Genomic DNA, 24,221 nt, shown 5'->3' with positions numbered 1-24,221 from the left:
AAAAAACTGTTCGGCTAGCAAAAAGCCCCTGAAAAGGGGCTCCGCTGAAGCTGGTTGCGGGGGCTGGATTTGAACCAACGACCTTCGGGTTATGAGCCCGACGAGCTACCAAGCTGCTCCACCCCGCGACAAAGCTGGGGCGAAAGTATAAGACCGAACCCTGTACTGGGTCAATCCAACCTCCACCTACAAGAAAGCCCGCTTAAAGCGGGCTCTCTTGCTTCAATTGGTACCGAGAAGGGGACTCGAACCCCTACACCCTATGGGCACAACCACCTCAAGGTTGCGTGTCTACCAATTCCACCACCTCGGCAATACTACATCTTGAAACCCGTTACTTCTGCTCTTGAGCCGGAGGAGGTACATCACCCGTTGTAGGAGTGGTTTCGCTCTTCTGCTGTTGGAGCACCGGTACATCATCATTTACTGCCGGCTTCTGCTCTTTCACTTCCAACACTGCTGGATCTGGAAGGCCCGCCTGGGTCAGCTTGTGAGCTTGTTCCTTGGCGAAGTATCCTAACCCAAGTGCTGTCAAAAAGAAAGTGGCAGCGAGTATTGCAGTGAATTTACTTAGGAAGGTTGCAGAACCCTGGCTTCCGAACACAGTATTTGAAGCACCTGCGCCGAAAGATGCACCCGCTTCCGCACCCTTACCCTGTTGCAACAGAACCAGCACTACTAGCGACAGCGCTGCCAACAGATGAAAAACAACGATGACTGTTTCCAGCATTTGTTCAGTTTCCTGCGGCGCGACAAATTGCACCGAATTCGTCTGCGTTCAGGGACGCTCCACCAATGAGCCCCCCATCGATATCCGGCATGCCGAACAGTTCGGCCGCATTGGCCGCCTTCACGCTGCCGCCGTAGAGCAGCTGCACCTTCGCAGCCACTTCAGCATCTTCTGCCGCCAACTGACCGCGGATGGCTGCGTGCACATCCTGAGCCTGTTGTGGCGTGGCCGTTAGGCCAGTGCCGATGGCCCATACAGGCTCATAAGCAATTACTGCATTGGCAAAAGCCTTAACACCGAACGCTTCGATGATACTGCTTAGTTGACGCCCGACAACTTCGAGTGTCTTGCCCGCCTCGCGCTCTTCAAGGGTTTCCCCTATGCAAAGCACTGGCTTCAAACCTTTAGCCTGTGCGGCTGCAAACTTGCGGTTAAGCACTTCATCACTTTCGCCAATGATCTGACGACGCTCCGAATGCCCGACCAACACCAACTTGCAGCCCACTTCGGCCAGCTGCTCCGGGGAAACTTCCCCGGTCAGCGCACCCTGTTCGGGTTGTACAGCAGAATTCTGTGCGCCGACAGTTATTTCTTTACCTGCCAGGCCATCGATCACTTGATTGATGAACAAGGCCGGTGGAAACACCGCGACTTCCACTCCGCTCGGCAGGGCGAGATTGCTCAAGCCCTCGGTCAGCTCAGCGACGCTGGCGCGGGTACCGTGCATCTTCCAGTTACCAGCTACCATGGGGCGACGCATGCTTTACCTCGTCGGTCAAAGTGGGCGCAGATCTTACCCAACCAGATCTGCGCTGGCAAGCGCCTTCAGACACAAACTTCGCCGACCAGTTTCGCCAGCGCTTCGGCATGGGCGCGAACCTGACTTTCGTCATCGCCTTCGACCATGACCCGCACCAACGGCTCGGTGCCGGATTTGCGCAGCAGCACGCGACCACGACCGGCCATTGCCTCGGTAACCTTGGCACTGGCTTCCTTGACCGCTGGGTGCTCCAGAGGGTCGACCTTGCTTGCCCCATAGCGCACGTTGATCAGCACCTGAGGGCACTTGCGCAGGGCCTGACGGGCCTGGGCCAGCGTCTCTGCGCGACGCTTGAGCGCCATCAGCACCTGCAGTGCGGCGATGATCGCATCACCGGTGGTGGTGTGGTTGCAGCACACGACATGCCCGGAGTTTTCGCCACCGACCAGCCACTCGCGCTCGAGCAGCTCGGCCATGACGTAACGGTCGCCAACCTTGGCCCGCACGAACGGAATGTCCAGCTCCTTGAGCGCAAGCTCAAGGCCCAGGTTGCTCATCAGCGTACCCACTACCCCGCCCTGCAGCTTGCCGCGGTCATGCAGGTCACGCGCGATGATGAACAGCAATTCGTCACCATCGACGATGGCACCGGTGTGATCGACCATCAACACCCGGTCACCGTCGCCATCAAAGGCAATACCGAGGTCCGCATGACCGACCAGGACAGCAGCCTGCAGTGACTCGATGTGGGTCGAGCCGCAGCCTTCGTTGATGTTCAGCCCGTCGGGCTGAGCATTCAGAATGGTCACGTCGGCACCCAGCTCGCGGAACACGCTCGGCGCGACCTTGTACGTGGCGCCGTGGGCGCAATCGACCACCAGCTTGAGCCCTTCGAAGAGTGTGCTCGACGGCACGCTGCTCTTGCAGAACTCGATATAACGGCCGGCCGCGTCGTTGATACGCGAGACCTTGCCCAGCTTGCCCGACTCAACCACCGTCATGGGCTGATCGAGCAGCTCTTCGATCATCAGCTCGACTTCGTCAGGCAGCTTGGTGCCCTGGCCAGAGAAGAACTTGATGCCGTTGTCATCGTGCGGATTGTGCGAAGCGCTGATGACAATGCCGGCTTCGGCGTGGAACGTGCGCGTCAGGTAGGCGATGGCCGGGGTCGGCATCGGCCCGAGCAGCATCACATCGGCACCGGCCGCGGAAAGCCCGGCTTCGAGTGCAGATTCGAACATGTAACCGGAAATACGCGTGTCCTTGCCCACCAGCACACGGCAATGGCCTTGCTTGCGGAAGGCCATGCCGGCCGCCCAACCGAGCTTCAGCATGAAGTCCGGCGTAATCGGGAATTCGCCGACGCGGCCACGAATGCCGTCGGTACCAAAGTATTTTCTGCTCATAGCGACTCCAATGTTCTTATTCGGCGTTTTGTACCGCAGCGATCATGCGTACTACATCGACAGTTTCGGCCACATCATGGACGCGAAGGATGCTCGCCCCCTTGGTCATGGCCAACGCTGCCAGCGCCAAGCTGCCGTACAAACGCTCGCCGACCGGACGATCCAGCGTCAGGCCGATCATGCTCTTTCGTGAAACGCCCACCAACAGTGGGCGCCCAAGGCGATAGAGCGCTTCCATGTGCTTGAACAGGCTCAGGTTGTGCGCCAGCGTTTTGGCAAAACCGAAGCCTGGGTCAAGAATGATTCTGCTTGCATCGATGCCCGCCGATGCGCAGGCGGCCATCCGTTGCTCAAGATATCGCGTTACGTCAGCCGTCACATCATCGTAATGCGGGTCGTCCTGCATGTTGCCCGGCTCGCCACGCATGTGCATCAGGCAGACCGGCAGACCGGTATCAGCCGCGGCGTCCAGGGCACCATCGCGCTCCAGGGCGCGAACGTCGTTGATCAGGCCAGCCCCCAGCCGCGCAGACTCACGGATCACCGCAGGCGTGGACGTATCGACCGAAATGACCACATCCAGACAGCTGCTTATCGCCTCGACCATCGGCGCCACGCGCTCGATTTCTTCGGTCACGGACACTGCACGCGCACCTGGGCGGGTGGATTCGCCACCGATGTCGATCAGCGTGGCGCCGGCGGCCACCATCGCTTCGGCATGGCGCAGCGCTGCGTCGCGCTGACTGAAGCGCCCGCCATCGGAGAAGGAGTCGGGGGTGATATTGAGGATACCCATGACATGGGTACGCGACAAATCAAGAACCCGGTTGCCGCAAGGCAACCGGGTTGGGTACTGCACTGAACTCATAGATGCCCTTAGTGTTGAGCCGCTGGGCCGCCAATCGGCGATTCTGGGCGATCACCCTGGGCTGCAGGGGTACCTGAAGCCGAGTCACCATCCCAGTCCCGCGGTTCGCGAGGGGTACGGCCGGCCATGATATCGTCGATCTGCTCGGCGTCGATGGTCTCGTACTTCATCAGCGCGTCAGCCATGGCATCGAGCTTGTCGCGGTTGTCGGTCAGCAGTTGCTTGGCAGTGGCGTAGCACTGATCGATGATGCTGCGCACTTCCGAGTCGATCAGCTTGGCGGTTTCGCCCGACACGCTGGCGTGCTGGCTGCCGGCACTACGGCCGAGGAACACCTCACCCTCTTCTTCAGCATACATCAACGGGCCAAGCTTCTCGGAAAGGCCCCACTTGGTGACCATGTTCCGGGCAATCTGGCTGGCACGCATGATGTCGTTGGAGGCACCGGTGGTGACGCCATCGAAGCCCAGGGTCATCTCTTCGGCGATACGGCCGCCGTACAGCGAGCAGATCTGGCTGATCAGCGCACGCTTGGACAGGCTGTAACGGTCTTCCTCAGGCAGGAACATGGTCACACCCAGGGCACGACCACGCGGGATGATAGAGACCTTGTAGACCGGGTCATGCTCAGGCACCAGGCGACCCACGATGGCGTGACCGGCTTCGTGGTAGGCGGTGTTCTGCTTTTCCTTCTCGGACATGACCATGGACTTGCGCTCTGCGCCCATCATGATCTTGTCTTTGGCCAGTTCGAACTCTTTCATTTCGACCAGGCGCTTGTTGGAGCGGGCGGCAAACAGCGAAGCTTCGTTGACCAGGTTGGCCAGATCGGCACCGGAGAAGCCTGGAGTGCCACGGGCAATGACCGCCGGGTTGACGTTCTCGCCAACCGGCACCTTGCGCATGTGCACCTTGAGGATCTGCTCACGACCGCGAATGTCCGGCAGGCCGACCACCACCTGGCGGTCGAAACGACCAGGACGCAGCAGCGCCGGATCGAGGACGTCTGGACGGTTGGTGGCGGCGATGACGATGATGCCATCGTTCATCTCGAAGCCGTCCATCTCTACCAGCAACTGGTTGAGGGTTTGTTCACGCTCGTCGTGACCACCGCCCATGCCGGCGCCACGGTGGCGACCAACGGCATCGATTTCGTCGATGAAGATGATGCATGGCGCGTGCTTCTTGGCCTGCTCGAACATGTCGCGCACACGGCTGGCACCCACACCAACGAACATTTCAACGAAGTCCGAACCGGAAATGGTGAAGAACGGCACTTTCGCCTCACCTGCGATGGCCTTGGCCAGCAGAGTCTTACCGGTACCCGGAGGGCCGACCATCAGCACACCGCGCGGAATACGGCCGCCGAGGCGCTGGAACTTGCCCGGGTCGCGCAGGAACTCGACCAGTTCGCCGACCTCTTCCTTGGCTTCGTCGCAACCTGCGACGTCAGCCAGGGTGGTCTTGACCTGATCTTCGGACAGCAGGCGCGCCTTGCTCTTGCCGAAACTCATCGGCCCGCCTTTGCCGCCCGCGCCACCTTGCATCTGGCGCATGAAGAACATGAATACCGCAATGATTACCAGGATCGGGAAGCTGGCTACCAGCAACTGAGTCCAGATGCTCTGTTGCTCAGGCTGCTTGCCTTCGACGACGACGTGGTTGTCGACCAGGTCGCCGATCAGGCCATTGTCGGTAATGGCCGGGCGCACGGTCTTGAAGTTGTCGCCGTCGGCACGCTTGCCGGTAATGATGTAGCCGTCGACGGTCACACGCTCGACTTTCCCGTCTTTAACCTGTTGGATGAAGTCGGAGTAGTTGAGGGTCTGCGGCTCGTTAGGGCTGGAGAAGTTGTTCATCACTGTCACCAGGACAGCCGCGATGATCAACCACAGGATCAGATTCTTTGCCATGTCGTTCAATTCGCTACCCTCTGAGGCCGGCGCACGACGCAGCCGTGCCTCGCATGATATTCATCGCCCTAACTTACTACATTACCTACGCATCCGCAGGCACCGTCTGTAACCCTTTGTGAAACCTAGACTACACGAAGTTCGGACGATACAGACGGGGCGGCCGATTGGAATTAACTATCGACCATCCCGTAGCACGCCTTTCACACGCCTTTGAAACCTTTACCCAGCAGGTACTGCTCACGCGAGCGATCCCGCGAAGACGATGGCTTGCGCATCTGTACCTTGTCGAACTTGGTGCGCACGTCCTTTAGGTACATGTCAAAGCCTTCGCCCTGGAAAATCTTGATGAGGAAGTCACCACCAGGCTTGAGCACGCGGGTGGCCAGGTCCAGTGCCAATTCGCACAGGAACATGGCGCGTGGCATATCCACCTCAGGCGTACCACTCATATTGGGGGCCATGTCGGAAATCACAAGGTCTACGTGAGAATCACCGACGGCGTCGAGGATCTGCTGCAGGACTTCATCCTGAGTGAAGTCGCCTTGAATGAAGGTAACGTCAGGGATCGAGTCCATTTCCAGGATGTCCGAGGCGATCAGACGGCCTTGGCCACCAATCAGACGACTGGTCACCTGCGACCAGCCACCAGGCGCAGCGCCCAGGTCGATCACACTCATGCCAGGGCGGATCAGGCGGTCTTTCTCCTGGATCTCCAGCAGTTTGTAGCTCGCACGCGAGCGGTAGCCATCCTTCTGCGCCTGCTTCACAAAAGGGTCGTTAAAATGCTCTCGCAGCCAGTTAGCGCTGCTTTTGGAACGTTGTACCACGGGGCACCTCGATGATATGCGTCGTGATTGACTGGGCGGAGCCAGGGGCCCTCGGGTAAAATGCCTGTCAATTTTACAGAATCAGACGGAAAGGGTCAGATTATGCCGCTCAATAACGAGCAGAAGAAGCAATACAAGTCCATTGGTCATGACCTGAAGCCGGTCCTGATCGTTGCTGGCAACGGTGTTAACGAAGGCGTTGCCGCCGAACTGGAACGCGCACTCGCCGATCATGAACTGATCAAGGTCGAGATTCGCTCCGAAGATCGTGAAGAACGTGCCGCCGCCATTGCCGAATTGTGCAAGGTCGGCCGCGCTGAGCTGGTGCAGACCATCGGCAAGAAAGCGCTGATCTACCGCAAGAACCCACAGCCTAACAAACAGCTGTCCAACATCCACCGCTTCAAGTAACAGCGGCTCCGATCAGTGGCGCGCCTGGCGCGCCCTGACCGGTACTGGTTGGGCTACCAGCACGATGCCGGAAAAACCCAGCACCAGAAAACAGAACATCTGCCAACGCTCGCCCACGGAAACCCCGTAGCGCAACGTGTAGTAGCTGACGCAAGCGCCAAAGCCGAGCAACAGCATCTGCCCACGGAACTGCCGCCACCAGGCTGACAGGCCGTCCACCCTCGCCAATACCGCCAACTGGGTCAACAACCCAAGCAGCGCCACCCCGACCAACCAACGATCGATCTGGCCAGCGACGTCCTGCACCAGCAACGGCGCCAAGCCAGTGACTTTGAGCGCGGGCACCAGCCCCACATGGAACACCCACAAGCCGCCGACCCAGAAAACCTGGGCCAGCTGCCAGAGGATCCCTTCAAGGGATGGCGCCCGCAGGCGCCGGTCAGATGTGCTGGACTTCGACAATCTCGTACTCGACCGTGCCGCTTGGCGTCTTGATGACGACGATGTCGCCTTCTTCCTTGCCGATGATGGCACGGGCAATCGGCGCACCTGCCGAAAGCTTGCCGAGCTTGATGTTGGCTTCGTCCTCACCAACGATCTGGTACTTCACCCGCTCGTCGGTCTCGGTATTGGCCAGCTCAACGGTGGTGCCGAAAATGACCTTGCCGGTATGGGCAATGGTGGTCACGTCGATCACGACCGAGTTCTGCAGGCGGCCTTCGATATCGCGGATACGCGCTTCGACCATGCCCTGCTCCTCACGGGCGGCATGGTATTCGGCGTTTTCCTTGAGATCGCCCAGCTCGCGCGCCTCACCAATGGCCTGACTCAAGCGCGGGCGCTCGGTCTTGCTCAGGAAAAGGTGCTCTTCTTCCAGGGCGCGAGCGCCCTGGACGGTCATCGGGTATTTGGTAATGCTCATGCTTTGAGTCCTGCATGCAGATCCTGCAAGCGACGAACGGTCTTCTCAGGACCAAACTTCAACGCTTCGCAGATGGCTTCACCGGCCGCAATGGTGGTGGTGCAGTAAATCTTGTGCTGCAGCGCATTGCGACGAATCGAGTAGGAATCAGCGATCGACTGACGGCCTTCGGTGGTGTTGATGATCAGCGACACTTCGTCGTTCTTGATCATGTCTACCACGTGCGGGCGACCTTCGGTCACTTTGTTCACACGGCGCACTTTCAGGCCTGCCGCCTCGATAACCTTGGCGGTGCCGGCAGTAGCAACCACTTCGAAGCCCAGGGCGATCAGGTCGCGGGCAACGCCAGCCACTTGTGGCTTGTCGTCGTCACGCACGCTGATGAACGCAGTACCGCCGGTCGGCAACACTTCGCTGGCACCCATCTGGGCCTTGGCGAAGGCTTCACCGAAGCTATCGCCGACGCCCATGACTTCACCGGTCGATTTCATCTCAGGGCCGAGGATCGGGTCAACCCCTGGGAACTTGGCGAACGGGAAGACGGCTTCCTTGACGCTGTAGAAGTTCGGGATGATTTCCTGGGTGAAACCGATCTCTTTCAGGGTTTTGCCAGCCATGACACGGGCCGCGATCATCGCCAGGGAGGTGCCGATGCACTTGGAGACGAACGGTACGGTACGCGAAGCGCGCGGGTTGACTTCGATCACGTAGATCTTGTCGCCCTGCAGGGCCAGCTGAACGTTCATCAGGCCGACTACGCCCAGCTCCAAGGCCATTTTCTTGACCTGTTCGCGGACTTCGTCCTGCACGTGGGCCGGCAGCGAGTACGGTGGCAGCGAGCACGCCGAGTCACCGGAGTGAACACCCGCCTGCTCGATGTGCTGCATGATCGCGCCGATCACCACGTCAGTGCCGTCGCAGACCGCATCCACGTCCATCTCGATGGCGCAGTTGAGGAAGTGGTCGAGCAGTACCGGGCTGTCGTTGGAAACCTGTACCGCCTCACGCAGGTAGCGCTTGAGCTCGTCCAGTTCGTAGACGATCTCCATGGCGCGGCCACCCAGCACGTAGGACGGGCGCACCACCAGCGGGTAACCGATACCGCCAGCGGCACGGATTGCCTCTTCTTCGCTGCGCACGGTGGCGTTTGGCGGCTGCAGCAAGTTCAGGCGCTGAACCATCTGCTGGAAACGCTCACGGTCTTCGGCACGGTCGATGGCGTCTGGGCTGGTACCGATGATCGGTACGCCGGCCTCTTCCAGGGCGCGCGCCAGTTTCAACGGGGTCTGGCCGCCGTAATGGACGATCACGCCCTTCGGCTTCTCGACGCGGCAGACTTCCAGCACGTCTTCCAAGGTCAGCGGCTCGAAGTACAGACGGTCGGATGTGTCGTAGTCGGTGGAGACGGTTTCTGGGTTGCAGTTGACCATGATGGTCTCGTAACCGTCTTCACGCAGGGCCAGTGCCGCGTGTACGCAGCAGTAGTCGAACTCGATGCCTTGGCCGATACGGTTAGGGCCGCCACCCAGAATCATGATTTTGTCGCGGGTCGACGGGTTGGCCTCGCACTCTTCCTCGTAGGTCGAGTACAGGTAGGCGGTGTCGGTGGCGAACTCGGCAGCGCAGGTGTCGACGCGCTTGTAGACCGGGAACACTTCCAGCTTGTGGCGGTGGCGACGCAGGTTCTTGTCGGTGATGCCGAGCAGCACAGCCAAACGCTGGTCCGAGAAGCCCTTGCGCTTGAGGCGCAGCATCAGGTTCTTGTCGATGGCCGACAGGGCGAGGGTCTTGACCTTCTCTTCTTCCTTGATCAGATCTTCCATCTGAACCAGGAACCACATGTCGATGCCGGTCAGGGCAAAGATCTCTTCGCAGGTCATGCCCAAGCGCATGGCGTCGGCGACGTACCAGATGCGCTCGGCGCCCGGCACGGTCAGCTCGCGCTTGAGGATGCTGGCAGCTTCTGGGCTGGCCAGGTCGACTTTCGGGTCCAGACCGCAGGCACCGACTTCCAGGCCGCGCAGGGCTTTCTGCAGGGACTCCTGGAAGGTACGGCCGATGGCCATGACTTCACCCACGGACTTCATCTGGGTGGTCAGGCGGGCGTCGGCTTTCGGGAACTTCTCGAAGGCGAAACGCGGCAGCTTGGTGACGACGTAGTCGATCGACGGCTCGAAGGACGCTGGGGTGCGGCCGCCGGTGATGTCGTTCTGCAGCTCGTCGAGGGTGTAACCAATGGCCAGCTTGGCGGCGATCTTGGCGATCGGGAAGCCGGTGGCCTTCGAAGCCAGGGCGGACGAACGCGATACGCGCGGATTCATCTCGATGACGACCATGCGGCCGGTGTCTGGGCAGATACCGAACTGCACGTTGGAACCGCCAGTTTCGACACCGATTTCACGCAGCACCGCCAGCGAGGCGTTGCGCATGATCTGGTATTCCTTGTCGGTCAGGGTCTGCGCAGGGGCAACGGTGATCGAGTCACCGGTGTGCACGCCCATCGGGTCGAAGTTTTCGATCGAGCAGACGATGATGCAGTTGTCCTTTTTGTCGCGGACCACTTCCATCTCGTACTCTTTCCAGCCGATCAGCGATTCGTCGATCAGCAGCTCTTTGGTCGGCGACAGGTCCAGACCACGGGTGCAGATTTCTTCGAATTCTTCACGGTTGTAAGCAATACCGCCACCGGTGCCGCCCATGGTGAACGACGGGCGAATGATGCACGGGAAGCCGAGCTTTTCGAGGACCGCATAGGCCTCTTCCATGCTGTGGGCGATACCGGAGCGCGGGCACTCCAGGCCGATGTCCTTCATCGCCTTGTCGAAGCGCGAACGGTCTTCTGCCTTGTCGATGGTGTCAGCGTTGGCACCGATCATCTCTACGCCGAACTTCTCCAGAACGCCATGGCGCTCCAGGTCCAGGGCGCAGTTCAGTGCGGTCTGGCCACCCATGGTCGGCAGGACCGCGTCTGGGCGTTCTTTTTCGATGATCTTGGCTACCGACTGCCACTTGATCGGCTCGATGTAGGTAGCGTCGGCCATCGACGGGTCGGTCATGATGGTGGCTGGGTTGGAGTTCACCAGGATGACGCGGAAACCTTCCTCGCGCAGGGCTTTACAAGCCTGGGCGCCGGAGTAGTCGAATTCGCAGGCCTGGCCGATCACGATCGGGCCAGCGCCGAGAATCAGGATGCTTTTAATGTCTGTACGTTTTGGCATGGTTGTCACTCAAATCCGCGGGTCAGTCGGCAAGCCGTCTTGAACAATCTGGGTCAGGCGCTTCCGGGCGCGGCGCGAGCCGGCCCGGGGCCTTGATGCAGGATGCTCAGCGGCGCTTGGCCATGGCATCAGTGAAACGATCGAACAGTGGCGCGACGTCAGTCGGGCCTGGGCTCGCTTCAGGGTGGCCCTGGAAGCTGAACGCGCTCTTGTCGGTGCGCTCGATACCCTGCAGGGTGCCGTCGAACAGCGACTTGTGGATGGCGCGGACATTGCCCGGCAGGGTGGCTTCGTCAACGGCGAAACCGTGGTTCTGGCTGGTGATCATGACCACACCGGTGTCCAGGTCCTGGACGGGGTGGTTGGCGCCATGGTGGCCGTGGCCCATTTTCAGGGTATTGGCGCCGGAGGCCAACGCCAGCAGCTGGTGGCCCAGGCAGATGCCGAATACCGGGATCTCGGTTTCGAGGATCTCTTTGATCGCCTGGATCGCGTAGTCGCACGGCTCAGGGTCGCCAGGGCCGTTGGACAGGAACACGCCATCGGGGTTGAGGGCGAGCACTTCGCTGGCTGGGGTCTGGGCAGGCACCACGGTCACGCGGCAGCCACGGGCAACCAGCATGCGCAGGATGTTCAGCTTGACGCCGTAGTCGAAGGCGACCACGTGGTAGGGCAGCTCGGAGGCTTCCAGGGTCGGGTGGCTGTCGGTTTTCAGTTCCCAGACGCTTTCGCGCCACTCGTAGCGCTCCGTGGTGGAAACGACCTTGGCCAGGTCCATGCCCTTGAGGCCCGGGAAGGCGCGGGCAGCGGCGATGGCGGCTTCTTCGCTGATGTTGTCACCGGCGAGGATGCAGCCGTTCTGAGCGCCCTTTTCACGCAGGATACGGGTCAGGCGACGGGTGTCGATGCCAGCGATGGCGACGACGTTGTTGGCCTTGAGGTAGTCAGGCAGCGACTGGGTGTTACGCCAGTTGCTGGCCAGCAGCGGCAGGTCACGGATGACCAGGCCGGCGGACCAGACGCGGTTCGACTCGGCGTCTTCCGGCGTGGTGCCGGTGTTGCCAATGTGCGGATAGGTCAGGGTAACGATTTGCTGGGCGTAGGAAGGGTCTGTAAGGATTTCCTGGTAGCCGGTCATAGCGGTGTTGAATACCACCTCACCAACGGTCTGACCGTCGGCACCGATGGCTTCACCGCGAAAAATACTGCCGTCGGCAAGGGCGAGTATGGCTGGCTTTGTCAAGAAGACCTCCCGTAAATCAAGCATGAAAGGGCGATCGCAGGTTGCAAAAAAGCGGAGTGACGTATGGACACGTCACCCCGCTTTCATGTGCTGAATTCAATTCGCTGCGCGCTTTTAGTGGACACACTAAAGCTGTAGCTTACAGAAAAGTGCGTTTTGGGTCTACCGTATATGTGTCTCTAAAACACATGATTGCGACAGACCTGATGAACTGCGGTGGCTTGCCCGCGAAGAGACCACCGCAGCTCGAACGGCTCAGCGCAGTTCGAGCACATCCTGCATGTCGTACAGGCCCGGCTCGCGCCCGTCCAGCCACAGCGCAGCACGTACCGCACCCTTGGCAAACGTCATGCGGCTCGACGCCTTGTGGGTGATTTCCAGGCGCTCGCCTTCGGCGGCGAACAGCACGGTGTGGTCACCCACTACGTCACCGGCACGCACAGTGGCGAAGCCGATGGTCTTGCGATCACGCGCGCCTGTCTGGCCTTCACGGCCATACACTGCCACCTCCTGCAGGTCACGGCCCAACGCATTGGCAACCACTTCGCCCATGCGCAGCGCAGTACCCGACGGCGCATCGACCTTGTGCCGGTGGTGCGCCTCGATGATCTCGATGTCGACATCATCACCCAGCACCCGCGCCGCCATGTCCAGCAGCTTGAGGCTGAGGTTGACACCCACACTGAAGTTGGCGGCGAACACGATCGGAATTTCCTTGCCCGCGTCAGCCAGCAATTGCTTCTCTTCGACGCTGAAGCCAGTGGTACCGATGATCATGGCCTTGCCGTGCTTACGGCAGAAGGCCAGGTTCTTCAGGGTCACCGAAGGGTGCGTGAAGTCGATCAGCACGTCGAACTCGTCAATGACCTTGTGCAGATCATCGACGATTGGCACGCCAATGCGCCCCAACCCCGCCAGCTCGCCAGCATCGGCACCCACCAGGGTGCTGTCCGGACGATGGATGGCAGCCGTCAGGCCAGCCTTCGGGGCCTGATGCTGAACAGCCTCGATCAGGACCTTGCCCATCCGCCCTGCTGCGCCCATTACCGCAATACGTCGCATAACCTGTTCCTTGTCAGAGATCGCCGAAGAAGCGCTTCACACCATCGAACCAGCCACTGGCCTTGGGCGAATGGGAGCTGTCGCCTTCCAGCGAGTCACGCAGCTCTTCGAGCAGCTCGCGCTGACGACGGCTGAGGTTGACCGGGGTTTCCACCGCCACACGGCACAGCAGGTCGCCCGCACCACCGCCACGCACCGGCGCAACACCCTTGCCCCGCAAGCGGAACTGCTTGCCGGTCTGGGTACCTTCCGGAATCTTCAGCTTCACGCGGCCATCGAGGGTCGGCACTTCCAGCTCGCCACCCAGGGCCGCATCGGTATAGCTGATCGGCACTTCGCAGTACAGGTGCTTGCCATCGCGCTGGAAAATCTCGTGCTCACGCACGCTGATGACCACGTACAGGTCGCCAGTCGGGCCACCATGGGTACCGGCCTCGCCCTCGCCCGACAGGCGAATGCGGTCACCGGTATCGACACCCGCCGGCACCTTGACCGACAGCGTCTTGTATTCCTCGACACGGCCTTCGCCCTGGCACGCGCCGCAAGGGTCGGTGATGATCTTGCCCTGGCCATGGCAACGCGGGCAGGTCTGCTGCACCGAGAAGAAGCCTTGCTGCATGCGCACCTGGCCGATACCGCCGCAGGTCGGGCAGGTCGATGGGGTCGAGCCCTTCTTCGCGCCGGAGCCATCGCAAGGCGTGCAGTTGACCAGCGTGGGCACGCGGATATTGACCGTGGTGCCACGCACCGCTTCTTCCAGGTTCAGCTCCAGCGTGTAGCGCAGGTCGCTGCCACGCTGGGCGCCGCCACGACCACCGCCACGGCCACCGCCGAAGAAGTCACTGAACACATCGCCAAAGATGTCAGAGAAGTTGGCACCGCCAAAGCCTGCACCGCCGCCACCCATGCTTGGGTCGACGCCGGCATGGCCGTACTGGTCGAACGCCGCACGCTTGCTCGCGTCAGACAGTACTTCGTAGGCCTCGTTGGCCTCCTTGAACTTGTCTTCCGACTCTTTGTCACCCGGGTTGCGGTCTGGGTGGAACTTCATCGCCAGCCGGCGATAAGCCTTTTTCAGGTCAGCTTCACTGGCGCCGCGCTCGACACCCAGGACCTCATAATAATCACGCTTGGACATAGGTCATTTGCACCTTGTTGGGCGTTCGGCATCCGCGCCGCGCCATCAGCACCTGCCCGAATACCACGAAGGGCCTAGACAAATGCTGTAAAAATTCTCGAATTCCAGATACGCCAACGCGGGAGCAAGCCCCCGCGCGGCGACATCCTACCAGCTCACCGACAACCGCCGGTGAGCTGGCCGACAACATGCAACGATTACTTCTTGTCGTCGCCTTTCACTTCTTCGAACTCGGCGTCAACCACGTCATCGTGCTTGGCTTCCGGCTCGGCCTGCTGCGCGCCACCCTGAGGTTGTTCAGCCGACTGCTCGGCGTACATCTTCTGGGCAACCGGTGCGGAGACCTTGGACAGCTCTTCGACCTTGGCGTCAATCGCGGCCTTGTCGTCGCCTTTGACAGCGGCTTCCAGGGCAACCACAGCCGCTTCGATGGCGGTTTTCTCTTCAGCGGTGACCTTGTCACCTGCATCAGCGACCATCTTGCGGGTCGAGTGAACCAGCGCATCACCCTGGTTACGGGCAGCGGCCAGCTCTTCGAACTTGCGGTCTTCCTCGGCATTGGCCTCGGCATCACGCACCATGCGCTCGACTTCTTCATCCGACAGGCCGGAGTTGGCCTTGATCACGATCGACTGAGCCTTACCGGTGGCCTTGTCTTTCGCGCCGACGTGCAGAATGCCGTTGGCGTCGATGTCGAAGGTCACTTCGATCTGCGGAACACCGCGTGGCGCTGGTGGAATCTCGGCCAGGTCGAACTTGCCCAACGACTTGTTCTGCGAAGCTTGCTTGCGCTCACCCTGCAGCACGTGAATGGTCACTGCGCCCTGGTTGTCGTCGGCAGTCGAGAACACCTGCGACTTCTTGGTCGGAATGGTGGTGTTCTTCTCGATCAGCGCGGTCATCACGCCACCCATGGTTTCGATACCCAGGGTCAGCGGGCTGACGTCCAGCAGCAGTACGTCTTTCACATCACCGGCCAGAACGGCACCCTGGATGGCGGCGCCCATGGCGACGGCTTCGTCCGGGTTGACGTCCTTGCGTGCTTCCTTGCCGAAGAAGTCGGCAACGGTTTTCTGTACCAGCGGCATACGGGTCTGGCCGCCGACCAGGATCACGTCGTCGATCTTGCTGGCGTCGATGCCGGCGTCTTTCAGCGCGATGCGGCAAGGCTCGATGGTGCGTTGCACCAAGTCTTCTACCAGCGACTCCAGCTTGGCGCGGGAGATCTTCACGTTCAGGTGCTTAGGACCGGTGGCGTCTGCAGTGATGTACGGCAGGTTGACATCGGTCGACTGAGCGGACGACAGCTCGATCTTGGCCTTTTCAGCAGCTTCTTTCAGGCGCTGCATGGCCAGCGGGTCGCCCTTCAGGTTCATGCCGGACTCTTTCTTGAACTCCTCGACGAGGTAGTCGATCAGCAGCATGTCGAAGTCTTCGCCACCCAGGAAGGTGTCGCCGTTGGTAGCCAGTACTTCGAACTGGTGCTCACCGTCAACTTCGGCAATTTCGATGACCGAAACGTCGAAGGTACCGCCACCCAGGTCATAAACGATGACAGTGTGGTCGCCCTTGGCCTTGTCCATGCCGTACGCCAGTGCAGCAGCGGTCGGCTCGTTGATGATACGTTTTACGTCCAGACCCGCGATGCGGCCGGCGTCTTTGGTGGCCTGACGCTGGCTGTCGTTGAAGTAGGCCGGAACGGTGATGACCGCCTCGGTAACAGGCTCGCCGAGGTAGTCTTCGGCGGTCTTCTTCATTTTCTTCAGCACTTCGGCGCTGATTTGTGGCGGCGCCATTTTCTGGCCGTTGACTTCGACCCAGGCGTCACCGTTGTCAGCCTTGGCGATTTTGTACGGAACCAGCTGAATGTCTTTCTGCACGACTTGCTCATCGAAGCGGCGGCCAATCAGGCGCTTCACTGCGAACAGGGTGTTGTGCGGGTTGGTGACAGCCTGGCGCTTGGCCGACTGACCTACCAGGATTTCGCCATCGTTGGCGTAAGCCACGATCGAAGGGGTAGTACGCGCACCCTCGGCGTTTTCGATGACTTTGACGTTACCGTTTTCCAGGATGGAGACACACGAGTTGGTGGTCCCCAGGTCGATACCGATGATTTTGCCCATGTTAACTCTCCCGAAACTTGAATTTGGTAGCAGCGACTACTTTGGCCAACTGCAGTAATACTTGAAGGCTTGACACCTAGATGGGGTTGCCCCGGTGGATTTCAAGCCTTTTCATTGATCGAAGGTTGCGCTGCGCTCGGCGCCTTGCTGACCACCACCATGGCGGGGCGCAGCAGGCGGCCGTTGAGCAGGTAGCCCTTCTGGAACACGTTCAATACGCTGTTCGGCTCTACTTCGCCGTTTTCCTGCATGGCCATGGCCTGGTGGTGCTCAGGGTTGAACGGCTGGCCGTGCGGATCGACGGCTTCGAGGTTGTAGCGCTTGAGGGTGTCCTGGAACATCTTCAGGGTCAGCTCGACGCCTTCACGCGTGCTCTTGACTTGTTCGTCGTCAGGTTTGAGATGCGCCAGGGCCATCTCCAGGCTGTCGATCACCGGCAGCAGGTCGCCAGAAAACTTCTCGAGGGCGAACTTGCGGGCCTTCTCGACCTCCTGCTCAGCGCGACGAATGCTGTTCTGCGCTTCTGCAGCGACACGCAGCGACTGATCCTTGGCGGCGGCCAGCTGTTCCTCGAGCTCCAGAACACGGGCGCCGACATTCTCTGCACCGGTCTCTTCGACGTTAAGGTCTTTCTCATTCAGCTGTTCGTCAGCCATTGGGTCTCTCCTGCGCAAATTTCTGGATTACGAGCCAGGCTCGCCTTTGTTGTCGGCTATATGGGGCCGGAAAAACCAGCTTCAAGGGGCAGCATGGTTTTCCGGGCCTTATGAGAATCTCCGAACGGGCATTGTCAGGGTGGAAAAAAGTACTGTATAAATAACCAGACCTGACCCTTCGGGAGCCGCCCACATGCTGGTGCACCTGTCCATTCACAACTACGCCATCGTCGAACACCTCGACCTCGAACTTGCCCGCGGCATGTCCGTCATCACGGGCGAGACCGGCGCAGGCAAATCGATCATGCTCGACGCCCTCGGCCTGACCCTCGGCGACCGCGCAGACAGTGGCGTGGTGCGCCCCGGCGCAGACAAGGCAGACATCCTCGCCACCTTCGACCTGGCCGACATCCCCGAAGCCCGCACCTGGCTGGCCGAACGTGATCTGGACAACGATGGCCCGTGCATCCTGCGCCGGGTCATCACCGCCGAAGGTCGCAGCCGCGGTTACATCAACGGCACGCCCTGCCCACTGGGCGACCTCAAGTCGCTCGGCGAACTGCTGATCGACATCCACAGCCAGCATGAGCATCAGTCACTGCTCAAGACCGATACCCATCGGCGCCTGCTGGACGAGTACGCCGGCGCCATCGACCTGGCCCGCCAGGTACAACTGGCCGCCAAACGCTGGAACCAGACCCGCCTTGAGCGGGAACGCCTGTCCAATTCAGGTGACGAGCAACGCGCCCGCCACCAACTGCTCAGCTATCAGCTAGAAGAGCTGGACAACCTGGGCCTGGGCGAAAACGAGCTGGAGCAGCTAGAGCAGGAACACAAGAACCTGACCAATGCCGAAGCGCTGTTCGGCATCTGCCGCCAGGTCATCGACCAGTGCAGCGAGAGCGACTCGGGCAATGTGCTCAGCGCCCTCACCTCCAGCCTCAACCGGTTGGGCGCCGCCACCAACTCGCCCAAGGCCCTGGGCGAGGCCGCCACCCTGATCGCCAGTGCACAGATCCAGGTCGAGGAAGCCGTGGGCGAGCTCAATCGCTTTCTCGATCACTTCGACGCCGACCCAATGCGCCTGCAGGCCCTGGAAGAGCGTCTCGACACCATCTATACCCTGGCCCGCAAGCACCGCGTGCACCCCACCGAACTGCCGCATCTGCAGCAGCGGCTGATGGAAGAGCTGGAAAGCCTCAATGCCAGCGACGAGTCGATCGAGCGCCTGGGCGAAGAGCTGGCCGCCTACGCCCAGCACTACAAGGAACGGGCGCGCGAGCTGAGCGCCTTGCGCCAGCAGGCCGCTCAACAACTGGCGGTCGCCGTCGAGCAAGAAGTCCAACGCCTGGGCATGCCGGGGGGGCGCTTCTGTATCGAACTCACCCCTAACGAAGGCAACGACCTGTCGCCCCACGGCCTGGAGCAGATCGAATTGCTGGTAAGCGCTAACCCTGGGCAACCGCTCAAGGGCCTGGCCAAGGTGGCTTCGGGTGGCGAGCTGTCACGCATCAGCCTGGCGATCCAGGTGATTACCGCGCAGACCTCGCGCATCCCTACCCTGGTGTTCGACGAAGTCGACGTGGGCATCGGCGGCCCTACGGCCGAGATCGTCGGCCAACTGCTGCGCCGGCTGGGTGACCGCGGCCAGGTACTGACCGTGACCCACCTGCCACAGGTCGCGGCGCAAGGGCATCACCACCTGTTCGTGCACAAGGTGCGCAACAGCGACACCACCCACACGGCGGTGGCCAGCCTGGGCAAGCGCGAGCGGGTCGAGGAAGTGGCGCGCATGCTGGGCGGCATCGACCTGACCAAGGAATCCCTGGCGCATGCGCGCAAGATGGTGGTCAGCGGCAAGGCTTGATTGCCCACCCCAAAAGCACAAAGGCGACCCGAAGGTCGCCTTTGCTGTTTATAACGATCGAAATCGTTACTTTTTCTTACGCACGTAGAGGACCAGATTGTGGTCCACCAGCTCGTAGCCATGCTCGGCCACGATCTCGCGCTGACGCTTCTCGATTTCAGCGTCCATGAACTCGATGACTTCACTGGTCTCCACGTTGACCATATGGTCGTGGTGACCGCCATCCGCCAGTTCGAAGACCGCGTGACCGCCGTCGAAGTTGTGGCGAACCACCAGACCCGCCGCTTCGAACTGGGTCAGCACGCGGTAGACGGTGGCCAGGCCGACGTCCTCGCCAGCCTCCATCAAGGCCTTGTAGACATCCTCGGCACTCATGTGACGCTGCTCGGTAGAATCGAGCATCTGAAGGATCTTTACTCGAGGCAGGGTAACCTTGAGACCGGCTTTGCGTAATTCGCTATTTTCAACCATGGTCAGCTTTCTCGCCGATGCTGCTTCGCAGCTTCTCTTAATACGGGTATGATCGGGGTTTACGTTGTCCAGCCAAGATAGTGGAAGTCGCCCACCGATGCAAAACACCAAGCTCTTGCTAACCAGCCTCACCCTAGTGGGACTGCTCGCACTCGCCGGTTGCTCGTTTCCCGGGGTTTACAAAATCGACATCCAGCAGGGCAATGTCGTCACGCAGGACATGATAGACCAATTACGCCCGGGAATGACCCGACGGCAAGTAAGGTTTATCATGGGCAACCCGCTGATTCAGGACACGTTCAACACCAACCGTTGGGACTACCTGTACAGCCTGCAGCCTGGTGGCGGAAAACGCCAGCAAGAGCGCATGAGCATTTTCTTCAACGAAAGCGACCAACTGGTCAACCTGTCTGGCGATTTCATGCCAGGCGTGAGCCGCGACCAGGAAATCCTGGGTGGCAGCAGCGACACCACGGTCAGCCCGGCGACTCAGCCAGAGCAGGCCACACCTCAGCCAGAAGAGAAACCGGCCAAGCCGGGTTCGGTGGAAGATTCCATCCAGCGCGAGATCGACACCATCGAGACCACCCCGGTCCCGACACCAGCACCGCTGGAAACCTCCCCGCAATAAACGCGGGCGGCAATAAAAAGCCCGGGCCTAGGCCCGGGCTTTTTTGTGCCCGACAAGCACTCAGGCATTAAGCTGCTTGGCGCGCTGGCAGAAGGCATCCACCAGGGTGTTGGCCGCCTGATTGAACAGCGGCCCCAACGTGGCCCGTACCAAGGGCCCTGCATAATCGAAGGACAGATCCAGGCTGATCTTGCAGGCCTTCTCGCCCAGTGGTTTGAACACCCACACGCCATGTAACTGGGAGAACGGCCCCTCTTCCAGATTCATTTCGATGGACTGCCCCGGCACCAGCACATTGCGCGTGACGAAATGCTGGCTCATGCCACCTTTGGCAACCTCAAGCTTGGCGCGCATGTGCGTGTCACTGGCCTCGATGACCGTGGACGCCGAGCACCATGGCAAGAATTGCGGGTAGCTGGCCACGTCATTGACCAGATCGTAAAGCGCCTGGGCGGGATACGGCAGCAGGGCAGAGCGTTGAATATGGGTAGTCATCCAGGCGTCACTTCCAAGGCTGGGTGGCGGCGCTTCGCAGCGCGCCAAAAGCAGGTTCTGTACCTACGACAGGGCCTGTATTGTCCGGTATTCATTGCAGTGGCTCAAGCACACCGAAATCCCATAGCCGACGACGCATCGAGTTGCCTATAATGCCGCCCCTATGGCTAAACAAAAGAAACATCCGACCGGGACCATCGCGCAAAACAAGAAAGCGCGACACGATTACTTCATCGAACACAAGTTCGAGGCCGGGCTGGTCCTGTCCGGTTGGGAAGTAAAGAGCCTGCGGGCCGGCAAGGCGCACCTGACCGACAGCTACGTGCTGCTCAAGGATGGCGAAGCCTGGCTGTTCGGCAGCCACATCACCCCGCTGACCACGGCCAGCACCCACGTCATCGCCGACCCTATCCGTTCACGCAAGCTGCTGCTGAACAAGCGCGAGCTCGAACGTGTGGAAGCGGCCGTGGCGCAGAAGGGCTACACCTGCGTGGCCCTGGCGCTGTACTGGAGCAAGCACCTTATCAAGTGCGAGATCGCGCTTGGCAAGGGCAAGAAGGAATTCGACAAGCGCGACACCGTGCGCGAACGCGATTCCAACCGCGAGCTGCAGCGTGCCGTGCGTAACAAGGGCAAGGAAGACTAGATCTTCTTTAGCCTGTGCGGGCCTCTTCGCGGGGCAAGCCCGCTCCCACAGGTAACCCACTGCCTTCAAATTTGGTGGGTTACGTGTGGGAGCGGGCTTGCCCCGCGAAGAGGCCCGTGCTGCAAACGCAAACCTCAGCGCCCGCTGCGCCGCTCCGCCCGCGCCACACGCTGCGCCTCTTCGTGCGCCTCATGCAGCACCTCCTGCACATACAAAATGTGCCGGCTGGAAACCTCCCGCGCATCCTCCGCCCTGCCCTCGACAATCGCCAGGTACAGCTCCCGGTGCTGACTGATCAGCATGTCCCGGGTTTCGGTCCGCTGCTGGTACATGCCGCCAATATTGGTCACCACGTTACGCTTTAGCAGGTCGAACAGGCCGCGAATGGTATGCAGCAAGACCGCGTTATGGCTGGCCTCAGCTATCGCCAGGTGAAAGCGCGCATCGGCCGCGCCCTCCTCCGCCCGGGTCACCTCGTCAACCCGGGTGTAGCAGTCCTGCAGCACGTCGAAGGCCGCTTTGAGCCGTGCCCGGTCAGGCTCGGTGGCGCGCTGGGCCGCGTAATAGGCGCAGGAAGCCTCCAGGGTATGGCGGAACTCAAGCAAGTCGCGCTGCGCCTCGGGGCTGTGCTCAAGCAACTGCAACAGCGGGTCGCTGAACGTCGAGCCCAGCGACTCTGCAACAAAGTTGCCACCGCCCTGACGACTGATCAGCAACCCCTTTGCCACCAGCTTCTGAATCGCCTCACGCAGTGACGGGCGCGACACACCGAACTGTTCGGCAAGGGCGCGCTCGGCCGGCAGCCGCTGGCCCGAGGTCAGCGTGCCTTCGAGAATCATCCCTTCCAACCGATCGACGATGTCGTCGGACAGGCGCCGTTGGCGGACCTGATCAAAAACCATCACATGCTCTCCACAAACCCCCGGCAGATATCAGGGGGCGCCTATTCTCGCCGATCCACGCCGTACACACACCCATCACCGGGTGTTTTTCCAAGGCCATCAGACGCCCGCTCATCGGCACGCGACCAAAGTTTTGTGTCGGACAAATTGACACACCCACGACAGCGCTTTTAACCTAGCGCCCAGACATTGTAAATTGGTCTTACCAATTATCCAATGCCAGTGCTGACCAACAACAATTAGGGGCCACCCCATATGCAAACCTGGCAACAACTCTATAGCCCGCTTGGTAGTCTTGGCCTGTCCGCACTGGCGGCAGTCATCCCTATCGTGTTCTTCTTCCTCGCCCTCGCCGTGTTCCGCCTCAAAGGCCACGTCGCCGGCAGCATCACCCTCGCGCTGTCGATCCTGGTGGCGATCTTCGCCTTCCAGATGCCTGTCGACATGGCCTTTGCCGCCGCGGGTTACGGCTTCTTCTACGGCCTCTGGCCAATTGCCTGGATCATCGTTGCCGCGGTGTTCCTGTACAAACTCACGGTCAAGAGCGGCCAGTTCGAAGTGATCCGCAGCTCGGTGCTGTCGATCACCGACGACCAGCGCCTGCAAGTGCTGCTGATCGGCTTCTGCTTCGGTGCCTTCCTCGAAGGCGCGGCCGGCTTCGGTGCACCCGTGGCCATCACGGCCGCGCTGCTGGTGGGCCTGGGCTTCAACCCGCTGTACGCCGCCGGCCTGTGCCTGATCGCCAACACCGCGCCGGTCGCCTTCGGCGCGCTGGGCATCCCGATCATCGTGGCCGGCCAGGTCACCGGCATCGACGCCTTCCACATTGGCGCCATGACCGGCCGCCAACTGCCGCTGCTGTCGCTGTTCGTGCCGTTCTGGCTGGTGTTCATGATGGACGGCCTGCGCGGCGTGAAAGAAACCTGGCCTGCAGCGCTGGTCGCCGGCCTGAGCTTTGCCGTAACCCAGTACTTCACCTCGAACTTCATCGGCCCAGAACTGCCGGACATCACCTCGGCCCTGGCCAGCCTGATCTGCCTGACCCTGTTCCTGAAAGTCTGGCAGCCCAAGCGTTCGTTCACCGAAGCCAAGGGCAGCGTCGGCGCCGCCGTCGTGCAATCCAGCGGCAGCCAGCCAACCCCTTACAGCTTCGGCGAGATCTTCAAGGCCTGGTCGCCGTTCCTGATCCTCACCGTGCTGGTCACCATCTGGACCCTGAAACCGTTCAAGGCCGCGTTCGCGCCGGGCGGTGCGATGTACAACTTCGTGTTCAACTTCGCCATCCCGCACCTTGACCAACTGGTGATCAAGACCGCCCCGATCGTCGCCGCGCCAACCGCCATGCCAGCGGTGTTCAAGCTCGACCCGATCTCCGCCACCGGCACCGCGATCTTCCTCTCGGCGCTGATCTCCATGGCGGTGCTCAAGATCAACTTCAAAACTGGTCTGACCACTTTCAAAGAGACGTTCTGGGAACTGCGCTGGCCCATCCTGTCGATCGGCATGGTGCTGGCCTTCGCCTTCGTCACCAACTACTCGGGCATGTCCTCGACCATGGCCCTGGTCCTGGCCGGCACCGGCGCCGCGTTCCCGTTCTTCTCGCCGTTCCTCGGCTGGCTGGGCGTGTTCCTGACAGGCTCGGACACCTCGTCCAACGCCCTGTTCAGCTCGCTGCAAGCCACCACCGCACACCAGATCGGGGTCAACGACACCCTGCTGGTGGCCGCCAACACCAGCGGCGGCGTGACCGGCAAGATGATTTCGCCGCAGTCCATCGCCGTGGCCTGCGCTGCCACCGGCCTGGTGGGCAAGGAATCCGACCTGTTCCGCTTCACCGTCAAGCACAGCCTGTTCTTCGCCACCATCGTGGGCCTGATCACCCTGATCCAGGCTTACTGGCTGACCGGCATGCTGGTTCATCACTAAAGT

Annotated in this window: 22 protein-coding genes and 2 tRNA genes; 5 read left to right on the top strand and 19 right to left on the bottom strand. The window is 60.8% G+C overall.

Annotation, left to right across the window (positions count from 1 at the left end; translation table 11 throughout):
* Nucleotides 1-51: 51 nt before the first annotated feature.
* The 8 genes from OGV19_RS27430 to rlmE all read right to left on the bottom strand — a co-directional run bounded on the left by OGV19_RS27430 (nt 52) and on the right by rlmE (nt 6,507).
* A tRNA-Met gene (locus tag OGV19_RS27430) sits at nt 52-128 on the bottom strand.
* 99 nt (nt 129-227) lie between these two features.
* Nucleotides 228-313 (bottom strand) — tRNA-Leu (locus tag OGV19_RS27425).
* 21 nt (nt 314-334) lie between these two features.
* Nucleotides 335-730 (bottom strand): preprotein translocase subunit SecG, encoded by a 396-nt coding sequence (gene secG / locus OGV19_RS27420; RefSeq protein WP_264311522.1) that lies wholly within the window; start codon nt 728-730, stop codon nt 335-337.
* A 4-nt stretch (nt 731-734) separates the two neighbouring features.
* Nucleotides 735-1,490 carry a triose-phosphate isomerase gene (gene tpiA / locus OGV19_RS27415; RefSeq protein ID WP_264311521.1) on the bottom strand — a complete coding sequence of 252 codons (756 nt, stop codon included), beginning with the start codon at nt 1,488-1,490 and terminating at the stop codon, nt 735-737.
* A gap of 65 nt (nt 1,491-1,555) precedes the next feature.
* The gene (glmM, locus tag OGV19_RS27410) at nt 1,556-2,896 is read right to left on the bottom strand and encodes a phosphoglucosamine mutase (RefSeq protein WP_264311520.1); all 1,341 of its coding nucleotides are present in this window, start codon (nt 2,894-2,896) and stop codon (nt 1,556-1,558) included.
* Between the two features lie 16 nt (nt 2,897-2,912).
* Complete coding sequence (gene folP / locus OGV19_RS27405; RefSeq protein WP_264311519.1) at nt 2,913-3,764, bottom strand: dihydropteroate synthase; 852 nt, start codon at nt 3,762-3,764, stop codon at nt 2,913-2,915.
* Nucleotides 3,765-3,772: 8 nt separating this feature from the next.
* Nucleotides 3,773-5,677 carry an ATP-dependent zinc metalloprotease FtsH gene (ftsH, locus tag OGV19_RS27400; protein ID WP_264311518.1) on the bottom strand — a complete coding sequence of 635 codons (1,905 nt, stop codon included), beginning with the start codon at nt 5,675-5,677 and terminating at the stop codon, nt 3,773-3,775.
* A gap of 203 nt (nt 5,678-5,880) precedes the next feature.
* Nucleotides 5,881-6,507, bottom strand: a complete 627-nt coding sequence (gene rlmE, locus OGV19_RS27395) for a 23S rRNA (uridine(2552)-2'-O)-methyltransferase RlmE (RefSeq protein ID WP_258703328.1) — start codon at nt 6,505-6,507, stop codon at nt 5,881-5,883.
* Nucleotides 6,508-6,609: 102 nt separating this feature from the next.
* On the opposite strand from rlmE, the gene OGV19_RS27390 reads away from it, so the two are divergent.
* Entirely contained in the window at nt 6,610-6,918 is a 309-nt protein-coding gene (locus tag OGV19_RS27390; RefSeq protein WP_027595032.1) for a YhbY family RNA-binding protein, read from the top strand.
* A gap of 12 nt (nt 6,919-6,930) precedes the next feature.
* On the opposite strand, the gene OGV19_RS27385 is transcribed toward OGV19_RS27390, so the two are convergent.
* From OGV19_RS27385 to grpE, 8 genes are all read right to left on the bottom strand, one after another.
* A complete protein-coding gene (locus OGV19_RS27385) occupies nt 6,931-7,380 on the bottom strand; it encodes an MFS transporter (protein ID WP_264311517.1) in 450 nt (149 codons plus the stop codon).
* Nucleotides 7,358-7,840 (bottom strand): transcription elongation factor GreA, encoded by a 483-nt coding sequence (greA, locus tag OGV19_RS27380; protein WP_264311516.1) that lies wholly within the window; start codon nt 7,838-7,840, stop codon nt 7,358-7,360. Before greA ends, OGV19_RS27385 begins: the two co-directional genes overlap by 23 nt.
* The gene (carB, locus tag OGV19_RS27375) at nt 7,837-11,058 is read right to left on the bottom strand and encodes a carbamoyl-phosphate synthase large subunit (protein ID WP_264311515.1); all 3,222 of its coding nucleotides are present in this window, start codon (nt 11,056-11,058) and stop codon (nt 7,837-7,839) included. The genes greA and carB overlap by 4 nt, the downstream gene beginning before the upstream one ends.
* Nucleotides 11,059-11,164: 106 nt before the next feature.
* On the bottom strand, nt 11,165-12,301 hold the full coding sequence (gene carA, locus OGV19_RS27370; protein WP_264311514.1) for a glutamine-hydrolyzing carbamoyl-phosphate synthase small subunit: 1,137 nt from the start codon (nt 12,299-12,301) through the stop codon (nt 11,165-11,167).
* 255 nt (nt 12,302-12,556) lie between these two features.
* Nucleotides 12,557-13,363 carry a 4-hydroxy-tetrahydrodipicolinate reductase gene (gene dapB, locus OGV19_RS27365; protein ID WP_264311513.1) on the bottom strand — a complete coding sequence of 269 codons (807 nt, stop codon included), beginning with the start codon at nt 13,361-13,363 and terminating at the stop codon, nt 12,557-12,559.
* Nucleotides 13,364-13,376: 13 nt separating this feature from the next.
* Nucleotides 13,377-14,501: a molecular chaperone DnaJ gene (gene dnaJ, locus OGV19_RS27360; protein WP_264311512.1), complete on the bottom strand. Its 1,125-nt coding sequence runs from the start codon at nt 14,499-14,501 to the stop codon at nt 13,377-13,379.
* Between the two features lie 197 nt (nt 14,502-14,698).
* Nucleotides 14,699-16,624: a molecular chaperone DnaK gene (dnaK, locus tag OGV19_RS27355; protein ID WP_264311511.1), complete on the bottom strand. Its 1,926-nt coding sequence runs from the start codon at nt 16,622-16,624 to the stop codon at nt 14,699-14,701.
* Between the two features lie 101 nt (nt 16,625-16,725).
* Nucleotides 16,726-17,280, bottom strand: coding sequence for a nucleotide exchange factor GrpE (gene grpE, locus OGV19_RS27350; RefSeq protein WP_264311510.1), 555 nt, complete (start codon nt 17,278-17,280; stop codon nt 16,726-16,728).
* A gap of 193 nt (nt 17,281-17,473) precedes the next feature.
* On the opposite strand from grpE, the gene recN reads away from it, so the two are divergent.
* A complete protein-coding gene (recN, locus tag OGV19_RS27345; protein ID WP_264311509.1) occupies nt 17,474-19,147 on the top strand; it encodes a DNA repair protein RecN in 1,674 nt (557 codons plus the stop codon).
* A 66-nt stretch (nt 19,148-19,213) separates the two neighbouring features.
* On the opposite strand, the gene fur is transcribed toward recN, so the two are convergent.
* Nucleotides 19,214-19,618: a ferric iron uptake transcriptional regulator gene (fur, locus tag OGV19_RS27340; protein WP_015271870.1), complete on the bottom strand. Its 405-nt coding sequence runs from the start codon at nt 19,616-19,618 to the stop codon at nt 19,214-19,216.
* Between the two features lie 97 nt (nt 19,619-19,715).
* Here fur and bamE point away from each other — a divergent pair, with 97 nt between their 5' ends.
* Entirely contained in the window at nt 19,716-20,249 is a 534-nt protein-coding gene (gene bamE, locus OGV19_RS27335) for an outer membrane protein assembly factor BamE domain-containing protein (RefSeq protein ID WP_264311508.1), read from the top strand.
* Between the two features lie 60 nt (nt 20,250-20,309).
* Here bamE and OGV19_RS27330 read toward each other — a convergent pair whose 3' ends face one another.
* The gene (locus OGV19_RS27330) at nt 20,310-20,744 is read right to left on the bottom strand and encodes a type II toxin-antitoxin system RatA family toxin (protein WP_264311507.1); all 435 of its coding nucleotides are present in this window, start codon (nt 20,742-20,744) and stop codon (nt 20,310-20,312) included.
* Between the two features lie 163 nt (nt 20,745-20,907).
* On the opposite strand from OGV19_RS27330, the gene smpB reads away from it, so the two are divergent.
* Nucleotides 20,908-21,390 carry an SsrA-binding protein SmpB gene (gene smpB, locus OGV19_RS27325; protein ID WP_012312633.1) on the top strand — a complete coding sequence of 161 codons (483 nt, stop codon included), beginning with the start codon at nt 20,908-20,910 and terminating at the stop codon, nt 21,388-21,390.
* Nucleotides 21,391-21,524: 134 nt separating this feature from the next.
* Here the strand turns inward: smpB and OGV19_RS27320 are convergent, their stop codons facing one another.
* Nucleotides 21,525-22,292 carry an FCD domain-containing protein gene (locus tag OGV19_RS27320; protein WP_264311506.1) on the bottom strand — a complete coding sequence of 256 codons (768 nt, stop codon included), beginning with the start codon at nt 22,290-22,292 and terminating at the stop codon, nt 21,525-21,527.
* A gap of 255 nt (nt 22,293-22,547) precedes the next feature.
* On the opposite strand from OGV19_RS27320, the gene OGV19_RS27315 reads away from it, so the two are divergent.
* Nucleotides 22,548-24,218: a lactate permease LctP family transporter gene (locus OGV19_RS27315; RefSeq protein ID WP_264311505.1), complete on the top strand. Its 1,671-nt coding sequence runs from the start codon at nt 22,548-22,550 to the stop codon at nt 24,216-24,218.
* Nucleotides 24,219-24,221: the final 3 nt, after the last annotated feature.

This window comes from Pseudomonas putida, from assembly GCF_025905425.1.
Lineage (GTDB): Bacteria > Pseudomonadota > Gammaproteobacteria > Pseudomonadales > Pseudomonadaceae > Aquipseudomonas > Aquipseudomonas putida_AF.
Note: the sequence above shows the minus strand (reverse complement) of the source record. Positions and strands in the feature narration are given on the sequence as shown.

Coding starts and splice junctions, on each gene's coding strand:
- carB (WP_264311515.1), bottom strand. CDS start 11,058: ATGCCAAAACGTACAGACATTAAAAGCATCCTGATTCTCGGCGCTGGC.
- folP (WP_264311519.1), bottom strand. CDS start 3,764: ATGAGTTCAGTGCAGTACCCAACCCGGTTGCCTTGCGGCAACCGGGTT.
- glmM (WP_264311520.1), bottom strand. CDS start 2,896: ATGAGCAGAAAATACTTTGGTACCGACGGCATTCGTGGCCGCGTCGGC.
- fur (WP_015271870.1), bottom strand. CDS start 19,618: ATGGTTGAAAATAGCGAATTACGCAAAGCCGGTCTCAAGGTTACCCTG.
- OGV19_RS27320 (WP_264311506.1), bottom strand. CDS start 22,292: ATGGTTTTTGATCAGGTCCGCCAACGGCGCCTGTCCGACGACATCGTC.
- greA (WP_264311516.1), bottom strand. CDS start 7,840: ATGAGCATTACCAAATACCCGATGACCGTCCAGGGCGCTCGCGCCCTG.
- ftsH (WP_264311518.1), bottom strand. CDS start 5,677: ATGGCAAAGAATCTGATCCTGTGGTTGATCATCGCGGCTGTCCTGGTG.
- OGV19_RS27315 (WP_264311505.1), top strand. CDS start 22,548: ATGCAAACCTGGCAACAACTCTATAGCCCGCTTGGTAGTCTTGGCCTG.
- secG (WP_264311522.1), bottom strand. CDS start 730: ATGCTGGAAACAGTCATCGTTGTTTTTCATCTGTTGGCAGCGCTGTCG.
- OGV19_RS27390 (WP_027595032.1), top strand. CDS start 6,610: ATGCCGCTCAATAACGAGCAGAAGAAGCAATACAAGTCCATTGGTCAT.
- grpE (WP_264311510.1), bottom strand. CDS start 17,280: ATGGCTGACGAACAGCTGAATGAGAAAGACCTTAACGTCGAAGAGACC.
- recN (WP_264311509.1), top strand. CDS start 17,474: ATGCTGGTGCACCTGTCCATTCACAACTACGCCATCGTCGAACACCTC.
- OGV19_RS27330 (WP_264311507.1), bottom strand. CDS start 20,744: ATGACTACCCATATTCAACGCTCTGCCCTGCTGCCGTATCCCGCCCAG.
- dapB (WP_264311513.1), bottom strand. CDS start 13,363: ATGCGACGTATTGCGGTAATGGGCGCAGCAGGGCGGATGGGCAAGGTC.
- dnaK (WP_264311511.1), bottom strand. CDS start 16,624: ATGGGCAAAATCATCGGTATCGACCTGGGGACCACCAACTCGTGTGTC.
- dnaJ (WP_264311512.1), bottom strand. CDS start 14,501: ATGTCCAAGCGTGATTATTATGAGGTCCTGGGTGTCGAGCGCGGCGCC.
- bamE (WP_264311508.1), top strand. CDS start 19,716: ATGCAAAACACCAAGCTCTTGCTAACCAGCCTCACCCTAGTGGGACTG.
- smpB (WP_012312633.1), top strand. CDS start 20,908: ATGGCTAAACAAAAGAAACATCCGACCGGGACCATCGCGCAAAACAAG.
- tpiA (WP_264311521.1), bottom strand. CDS start 1,490: ATGCGTCGCCCCATGGTAGCTGGTAACTGGAAGATGCACGGTACCCGC.